This window comes from Arenimonas sp., from assembly GCF_035312645.1.
Taxonomy (GTDB): Bacteria; Pseudomonadota; Gammaproteobacteria; order Xanthomonadales; family Xanthomonadaceae; genus Arenimonas.
The window spans coordinates 21,282-28,630 of the sequence record NZ_DATGBO010000090.1 but is presented as its reverse complement, the minus strand read 5'-3'; the positions used below and the strand labels follow the sequence as shown (position 1 = coordinate 28,630).

Genomic DNA, 7,349 nt, shown 5'->3' with positions numbered 1-7,349 from the left:
TCCTGGGCATGGGCGCATCGACGACGTATTCCTTCGTCGACGCCAACGGCGTGCGCAACTTCAGCAGCCGTCGTCCCAAAGGCATCGCCAACCTCACGGTGACGCGCACCGAGTTTCCGATCTTCGCGATGGAAACCTGTTACGCCTGCGCGGTCGCGCCGAACATCAACTTCAATACGCTGCGCTTGAACACGACTGCCTATGGCGCGGAAATAAGCGCGGCGGCGTCGCAATACGGCGTCGAGGAAGCGGTGGTGCGCGCGATCATCCACGCCGAATCGGCGTATCGCGCCAATGCCCGCTCGGCCAAGAATGCCCAGGGCCTGATGCAGTTGATCCCATCGACTGCCGCGCGCTTCGGCGTCACCGATGCCTACGATCCGGCGCAGAACATCAGCGGCGGCGTGCAATACCTGGCGTGGCTGATGAAACGCTACAGCTCCAACCTCACCCTGGTCGCTGCGGCCTACAACGCCGGCGAGGGAGCGGTCGATCGCAACGGCGGCGTGCCCCCGTATGCCGAGACCCAGCGCTACGTGGCGCGCGTGGGCCAGCTCGCCGATCGCTACCGCAGTGCCCTGGCGACGCGCTGAGCCGCCCTGTCCGTTGTGGCGCGCTTCAGGCATCCGCTACAATTGCGCGTCTTTGGATGGGGGTTTCGCCCGCATCCGCCATCTTCACAGCTAATTCTCGGAGAGCCGAATGGCTAACGATGAAGCCAATCTGGGTCGCCGCCGCTTCCTGACTGCCACCACGGCAGTGGTCGGTGCGGTCGGCGTGGGTTTCGCGGCGGTACCGTTCATCACGTCCTGGAAACCCAGTGCCCGCGCCCAGGTGGCCGGTGCGCCGGTCGACGTGGACATCAGCAAGATCGACAACGAGCCGGGCATGCGCATGATCGTGCAGTGGCGCGGCAAGCCGGTCTGGATCTTCAAGCGCAGTCCCGAGCAGCTCAAGGGCCTGCCCACGCTCGACAACCGCCTGAAGGACCCCGCGTCCGACAATGCCGACCAGACGCCGGCCTTCGCCAAGAACGAAAGCCGCGCCATCAAGCCCGAGATCGCCGTCATCGTCGGCATCTGCACCCACCTGGGCTGCTCGCCGGGTTACGTGCCGGAAATGGCGCCGCAGCCCTACGACGCCGACTGGAAAGGCGGCTTCTACTGCCCCTGCCACCAGTCGCGTTTCGATCTCGCTGGCCGCGTGTTCCAAGGCGTCCCGGCGCCATCGAACCTCGAGATCCCGCCTTACCACTTCATTGATGACACGCACATCACCGTGGGCGTCGCACCGCAGGGAGCCGGCTGATGAATGTCATCGAACGCGCCGTGACCGGCGTCGCCGGATGGGTCAACGAACGCGCCCCGGCGCTGGTGCCCGCCTACAAGAAGCACATGTCGGAGTACTACGCTCCGAAGAACTTCAATCTCTGGTACTACTTCGGCTCGCTCGCCCTGCTGGTTCTGGTCAACCAGATCGTCACCGGCATCTTCCTCACCATGAACTACAAGCCGAGCGCGGCGGAAGCCTTCGCCTCGGTCGAATACATCATGCGTGACGTGTCCGGCGGCTGGCTGATCCGCTACATGCACTCCACGGGTGCCTCGCTGTTCTTCATCGTCGTCTACCTGCACATGTTCCGCGGCCTGCTGTACGGCTCGTACCAGAAGCCGCGCGAGCTGGTCTGGGTGCTGGGCATGCTGATCTTCCTCACGCTGATGGCCGAAGCCTTCATGGGCTACGTGCTGCCGTGGGGCCAGATGAGCTACTGGGGCGCGCAGGTGATCATCAACCTGTTCGGCGCGTTCGAGCCGGTGCTGCGTTCGATCGGCATCGACTTTCCGATCACCGAGTGGATCCGCGGCGACTATCTGGTTTCCGACGCGACGCTCAACCGCTTCTTCGCCCTGCACGTGATCGCGCTGCCGCTGGTGATCCTGCTGCTGGTGGTGCTGCACCTGGGCGCGCTGCATGAAGTCGGATCGAACAATCCCGACGGCGTCGACATCAAGAAGGTCAAGGACAAGGCCACCGGCATCCCGCTGGACGGCATCGCCTTCCATCCGTACTACACGGTCAAGGACCTGTTCGGCACCGGCTTCTTCCTGCTGATCGCGGCCTTCATCATCTTCTTCATCCCGACCATGGGCGGCCTGTTCCTGGAGCACGACAACTTCGTGCTGGCCAATCCGCTGGTGACGCCGGAACACATCAAGCCGGTCTGGTACTTCACGCCGTACTACGCGATGTTGCGTGCGGTGCCCAACAAGATCATCGGTGTGATGGTGATGGGCGGCGCGACCATGATCCTGTTCCTGCTGCCGTGGCTCGACCGCAGCCCGGTCAAGTCGATCCGTTACCGGCCGATGCTGCACAAGCTGCTGATCGCGATCTTCTGCGTGGCCTTCATCACACTGGGCTGGCTGGGCATGCAGGCCGGCGGCACCACGCAGACGCTGATCGCGCGCTGCCTGACTGCGTTCTACTTCCTCTTCTTCATCACCATGCCTTTCTGGAGCCGGATGGGCCAGTTCAAGGCGGTGCCCGAGCGGGTGACCATGCATGACTAAGTTCCGTCCTGCCTTTATCAAGGCCATCGTGCTGGGCCTGCTGCTCGCGCCCGCGCTCAGCTGGGCGTCGGAAGGCCCGGAAATGGCTTCCGCGCAGATCGACCTCAACGACAAGGCGGCGCTGCAGCGCGGTGCCGGCCTGTACATGAGCTATTGCTCGGGCTGCCATTCGCTCAACTACCAGCGTTACTCGCGCGTGGCCGAAGACCTGGGCCTGAGCCAGGAGCAGGTCGAGCAGAACCTGATCTATTCCAACGCCAAGTTCGGCGAGAACATCCGCACCAGCATGGCGCCCGGCGACGGCCTGGCCTGGTTCGGCAAGGCGCCGCCCGACCTGAGTGTGGAAGCCCGCGCCAAGGCGCAGGGCGCTGACTGGATCTACAACTACCTGAAGTCCTTCTATGTCGACGAGTCCCGCCCGCTGGGCTGGAACAACGCCGTCTACAAGGGCGCCTCGATGCCGCATGTGCTCTGGGAACTGCAGGGCCAGCAGCACGCGGTCACCGAACCCAAGAAAAAGAGCGCCAGCGGTGAGGCCGAGCCCTGCGAAATGGGCGAATACCAGGGCCAGTGCATCAAGGGCTTCGTGATTCCGGAAGGGCAGAAGGGCACGATGACTCCCGAGCAGTACGACCGCGCCGCCCGCGATATCAGCGCCTTCCTGGCCTATGTCGGCGAGCCGGCCGCGTTGCAGCGCGAATCGATGGGCGCGTGGGTGGTGCTGTTCCTGGCCTTCTTCACCTTCCTGGCCTATCTGCTCAAGAGCGAATACTGGCGCGACGTGCACTAAAGCGCCGACTGCGTCGCAAGCCCGGACAAAGGCCGCCCCAGGGCGGCCTTTTCCTTGTGGGCAGGGCTTGCCACAAAGCGGCCATTTCGGGCAGGGTTAGGGTTCGAACGACCTAAGGCAGGGGGCTGGCGGCGTTCTCCCGAGGTGTTCGTCGATGGCTGCAAGCCCGCGTATCCGCAATGCCCTGACCCTGTTCTCCGCCTCCGACTGCGTCGTCTGCCATCGCGTGCGGCTGGTGTTGGCGGCCAAGGGCGTCAGCTACGAGCTGGTGAACGTCGATCCGGCCAATCCGCCCGAGGACCTGCTCGATCTCAACCCCTATCACTCGGTACCGACCTTGGTCGATCGCGACCTGGTGCTTTACGCCGCCTCGGTGGTCAGCGAATACCTCGACGAGCGCTATCCGCATCCGCCGCTGATGCCGGTGGACCCGCTGTCGCGCGCGCGTCTGCGCCTGGCGATGCTGCGCCTGGAGCTGGAATGGGTGCCGCATGTGCAGGCGATCCAGAACGGCAGCAAGGTCCAGGCAGAAGCCGGCCGCAAGCGCCTCAAGGAATTGCTGCTCGGTGCGCTGCCCTTGTTCAAGGCCTCGAAGTTCTTCCTCAATTCGGAAATGAGTCTGGCCGATTGCGCGGTCGCGCCGATCATCTGGCGGCTGCCGTCGCTGGGCGTGGTGCTGCCCAAGGAAGCCAAGCTCATCGAGGACTACGGTCAGCGCATCTTCCGCAATCCCGGATTCCTGCGCAGCATGACCAACGAGGAAAAACAGCTGCGCGAGTTGCCTGCGTGAGCGAGCCGGCGGCCATGAGTTCCAACCGCCCGTATCTGCTGCGGGCGCTTTACGAGTGGATTGGTGACAACGACATGACGCCCTACCTGCTGGTCGATGCCGGCCAGGAAGGCGTGCAGGTGCCGCAGTCGACGATCAAGGACGGCCGCGTCGTGCTCAACATCGCCGCGCGCGCGGTGGCGCAGCTCGACATGGGCAATCGCGACATCCGTTTCATGGCGCGCTTCGGCGGTGTCAGCCAATCGGTGATCGTGCCGATCCCCGCGGTGCTGGCCATTTACGCGCAGGAAACCGGGCAGGGCATGATGCTGCCCGAGGATGGTGCCCAGATGCCCTCTGACGGCGATGGTCCCGATGACGACACCCCCGGGCCGGTCAGCGACGGCCCCAAACGCGGCGGGCATTTGCGCGTGGTGAAGTAGGCGTTCGCGCCGGTCCTGCGCTGATCAATGCAGGCGCGGCAGCGCGACCACCACATCGTCCGGATCGTGTTCGGCGATCATCGGCCCGACCAGGGCGATCAGGGCGCGACCCTGCAAAGTCACCAATCCTGCATGGCGATCGTCACCGCCGGCGGAATATTCGAAACGAAATTGCCGCTCCCAGCCCAACCAGCCGTCGCTGCGGCGGCGCGGGCGGATCCGCACCAGGTGCACGCTTTGATCGAGCCACTGCACGCCAGCGCGTTGACAGGCGAGCCGGCCGAGTTCGGTGGCGCGTTCGGCAGCAGCGCGGCCCGCCGACCAATAGGCCAGCGCCGGTGCCGCGACAAGCAAAAGGATCATCAACCAGGTCATTCAGGCAGTCTGGGGGCGAGGATGGGCGACGACAAGTTCGATAGCGCTGACCTATTCGTGCAGTTCATGGCTAAGATACCTGCCGGGCCGTCCGATGGGGCGGCCAGCTTTTCGCAGGAGGGCGAAGATGAAACTGGTTTTTCCGAATGGTGAGCACAGTCAGGTTTTGCTGAGTCCCGGCGTCAACCGCATCGGTTCCGACCCGGACAGTGCAGCCGTTCTGACCCAGGACGGCATCCTGCCGCATCACTGCGAGATCCACATCACCAGCACCGGCGCCAACCTCCAGGTCGGTGTCGAGGGCGGTCCGGTCACGGTCAATGGCAAGCCGGTCACCGACATCATGTCCCTGCGTGCCGGCGACAGCATCGGCATCGGCCCGGTCGTCGTCGCCAAGTACGCCATCGTCGAAGCGGCGCGCAGCGCGCCTTCCGCAGGCTCACCGGATGAAGATTCCGGCGCGACGCGGGTACGCATGGCGGTGCCGAAATATGTTCTGCGCGGTGTTTCCGGCGCAGTGTTCAGCAAGGTGTTTCCGGTGACCGGCCCGGTCGTGATCGGCCGCGCCGCCGAGTGCGACATCTCCGTGCCCGCCGATGAAATTTCCCGCCGCCACGCAATGGTGAAGCCGACCGCGGAAGGTTTGTCGGTCGAGGACCTGGGTTCGTCCAACGGCACCTACATCAACAACAAGCGAGTGCAGCACGGCTTCCTCAATCCCGGCGACGAGCTGCGCCTGGATGCGGTGCGTTTCATCCTGGTCGCGCCGGGCATGGAAATGGCTGCGCGTTCCCCGCAGGCAGGCCGTCAGGCTGCGGCGACGGTGGTCGGGCGCACGTCCAACACCAACAAGATGCAGACCTGGGCGATGATCATGCTGGCCGTCGCCGCGCTGCTTATGATCGGGTTGATGATCGTCAAGCACTGAGTGTCGTGGAAGCTGGCATGGCCGCGACGCTTTTGCCTGGGCCTGTCTCGATATCGTTCGCGCCGAGTTGTGGTCATCGTCATCCCCGCGAAGGCGGGGATCCAGCGACTTGAATTTGTTGAACAACAAAGACACTGGATCTCCGCCTTCGCGGGGATGACCGGCTGTAAATTGATGGCACGCGGGTTGTTTCTATTTTGAAACAGGGCAAGGCGAAACAATCGCGGCCATGCCCGCTCCCACAGGCAAGAAAATCTAGCAGGGCGGATCGCCCAGCCGCATCGACAGGTCGATCGCGTGCACGTGCTTGGTCAGTGCGCCCACTGAAACGTAATCGACGCCGGTGCCGGCGATCTCACGCAGGCGGGCGAACTCGACGCCGCCGGAAACTTCCAGCGGAATTTTCCCGGCGGCGATCTTCACCGCTTCTTGCAGGTCGGCGAGACTGAATTCGTCGACCAGGATGCGCGTGCACCGCGTCGCCAGCGCCTGGCGCAATTCGTCGAGGTTTTCGACTTCGATGATCAGCGGCAAGTCCGGAAATCTTTCCTTCGCCTGTGCGGCCGCCGCAGCGATCGAACCGGCGGCGTGGACGTGGTTTTCCTTGAGCATCACCGCATCGAACAAACCGATCCGGTGATTGACGCCGCCGCCAACACGCACCGCGTATTTCTGCGCGATACGCAGGCCGGGCAGGGTCTTGCGGGTGTCGAGCACGCGCGTGCGCGAGCCGGCGAGCTCGGCGACGAATTCGCCGGTGCGGGTCGCGGTGCCCGACAGCGTCTGCAGAAAATTCAGCGCGCAGCGTTCGGCGCTTACCAGCGCGCGCGAGCGGCCGCTGAATGTGCAGAGCACGTCGCCGGCGGCAACCCGATCGCCTTCGCTGATGCGCCAGTCGATCCGCACGAAAGGATCCAGCGCGCGGAAACAGGCGTCGAACCAGGGACGGCCGGCGATTACGCCGGCTTCCTTGGCGATCACGTAGCCATGCTCGGCGACGTCGGGTAGCAAGGCTGCGGTGACGTCGCCGCTGCCGAGATCTTCGGCCAGTGCGCGCGCGACGTCGGCTTCGATCACCGACTCCGGTGGAACGGGAATACGCTCGCTCATCGCGGGAAATCGGCGATCTGGCTGGTGTTGATCGCTTCATCGGAAAGCAGCACGGGAATGCCGTCGTCGACGCGGTAGACCAGTTTGTGGTCGCGGGTGATCAGGCCTTCCTTGAGCGTGTCGGCCTGGCGGCTGCCGTCGCTGCGGGAAATGCCGCCAGCGATGATGGCGCGGTTGAGCAGGTCGAGTTCGGCGCTGTTGAGCTGAGCCAGGGGTTGCTTGCTGCTGGGGCAGCAGAGGATGTCGAGCAGCTTGCGGTCCATGGGTCGTACCGGCCGGGAGAAGCGTCTAGAATAGCTTTTACTCGCGCTGCGTTGCTCGCCCCCGGGGCCGGCTTCGCCGAACACTCACTCCCTTCGGTTGC

Annotated in this window: 10 protein-coding genes; 7 read left to right on the top strand and 3 right to left on the bottom strand. The window is 64.3% G+C overall.

Features of this window, described 5'->3' with window-relative positions; all coding sequences use genetic code 11:
- The 6 genes from VKM35_RS08450 to VKM35_RS08425 all read left to right on the top strand — a co-directional run.
- Positions 1–593 (top strand): lytic transglycosylase domain-containing protein (locus VKM35_RS08450; RefSeq protein ID WP_324320359.1); only part of this gene is annotated, 593 nt, incomplete at its 5' end.
- Between the two features lie 109 nt (positions 594–702).
- Entirely contained in the window at positions 703–1,308 is a 606-nt protein-coding gene (gene petA, locus VKM35_RS08445; protein WP_324320357.1) for a ubiquinol-cytochrome c reductase iron-sulfur subunit, read from the top strand.
- Positions 1,305–2,570, top strand: a complete 1,266-nt coding sequence (locus VKM35_RS08440) for a cytochrome b (RefSeq protein ID WP_414636600.1) — start codon at positions 1,305–1,307, stop codon at positions 2,568–2,570. The genes petA and VKM35_RS08440 overlap by 4 nt, the downstream gene beginning before the upstream one ends.
- Complete coding sequence (locus VKM35_RS08435; protein ID WP_324320353.1) at positions 2,563–3,360, top strand: cytochrome c1; 798 nt, start codon at positions 2,563–2,565, stop codon at positions 3,358–3,360. The genes VKM35_RS08440 and VKM35_RS08435 overlap by 8 nt, the downstream gene beginning before the upstream one ends.
- 154 nt (positions 3,361–3,514) lie before the next feature.
- A complete protein-coding gene (locus tag VKM35_RS08430; RefSeq protein WP_324320351.1) occupies positions 3,515–4,150 on the top strand; it encodes a glutathione S-transferase N-terminal domain-containing protein in 636 nt (211 codons plus the stop codon).
- A 14-nt stretch (positions 4,151–4,164) separates the two neighbouring features.
- Positions 4,165–4,572 carry a ClpXP protease specificity-enhancing factor gene (locus tag VKM35_RS08425; protein WP_324320349.1) on the top strand — a complete coding sequence of 136 codons (408 nt, stop codon included), beginning with the start codon at positions 4,165–4,167 and terminating at the stop codon, positions 4,570–4,572.
- A 24-nt stretch (positions 4,573–4,596) separates the two neighbouring features.
- Here VKM35_RS08425 and VKM35_RS08420 read toward each other — a convergent pair whose 3' ends face one another.
- Positions 4,597–4,947, bottom strand: coding sequence for a DUF3301 domain-containing protein (locus tag VKM35_RS08420; protein WP_324320347.1), 351 nt, complete (start codon positions 4,945–4,947; stop codon positions 4,597–4,599).
- Positions 4,948–5,074: 127 nt separating this feature from the next.
- Here VKM35_RS08420 and VKM35_RS08415 point away from each other — a divergent pair, with 127 nt between their 5' ends.
- Entirely contained in the window at positions 5,075–5,875 is an 801-nt protein-coding gene (locus VKM35_RS08415) for an FHA domain-containing protein (RefSeq protein ID WP_324320344.1), read from the top strand.
- 255 nt (positions 5,876–6,130) lie between these two features.
- On the opposite strand, the gene nadC is transcribed toward VKM35_RS08415, so the two are convergent.
- Positions 6,131–6,985, bottom strand: a complete 855-nt coding sequence (gene nadC / locus VKM35_RS08410) for a carboxylating nicotinate-nucleotide diphosphorylase (RefSeq protein WP_324320342.1) — start codon at positions 6,983–6,985, stop codon at positions 6,131–6,133.
- A complete protein-coding gene (locus VKM35_RS08405; RefSeq protein WP_324320340.1) occupies positions 6,982–7,248 on the bottom strand; it encodes a Trm112 family protein in 267 nt (88 codons plus the stop codon). The genes nadC and VKM35_RS08405 overlap by 4 nt, the downstream gene beginning before the upstream one ends.
- Between the last annotated feature and the right edge of the window lie 101 nt (positions 7,249–7,349).

What these genes read in the sequence shown, in the direction of transcription:
- VKM35_RS08405 (WP_324320340.1), bottom strand. Translation starts at nt 7,248, where the DNA reads ATGGACCGCAAGCTGCTCGACATCCTCTGCTGCCCCAGCAGCAAGCAA.
- VKM35_RS08435 (WP_324320353.1), top strand. Translation starts at nt 2,563, where the DNA reads ATGACTAAGTTCCGTCCTGCCTTTATCAAGGCCATCGTGCTGGGCCTG.
- VKM35_RS08420 (WP_324320347.1), bottom strand. Translation starts at nt 4,947, where the DNA reads ATGACCTGGTTGATGATCCTTTTGCTTGTCGCGGCACCGGCGCTGGCC.
- VKM35_RS08415 (WP_324320344.1), top strand. Translation starts at nt 5,075, where the DNA reads ATGAAACTGGTTTTTCCGAATGGTGAGCACAGTCAGGTTTTGCTGAGT.
- petA (WP_324320357.1), top strand. Translation starts at nt 703, where the DNA reads ATGGCTAACGATGAAGCCAATCTGGGTCGCCGCCGCTTCCTGACTGCC.
- VKM35_RS08430 (WP_324320351.1), top strand. Translation starts at nt 3,515, where the DNA reads ATGGCTGCAAGCCCGCGTATCCGCAATGCCCTGACCCTGTTCTCCGCC.
- nadC (WP_324320342.1), bottom strand. Translation starts at nt 6,985, where the DNA reads ATGAGCGAGCGTATTCCCGTTCCACCGGAGTCGGTGATCGAAGCCGAC.
- VKM35_RS08425 (WP_324320349.1), top strand. Translation starts at nt 4,165, where the DNA reads ATGAGTTCCAACCGCCCGTATCTGCTGCGGGCGCTTTACGAGTGGATT.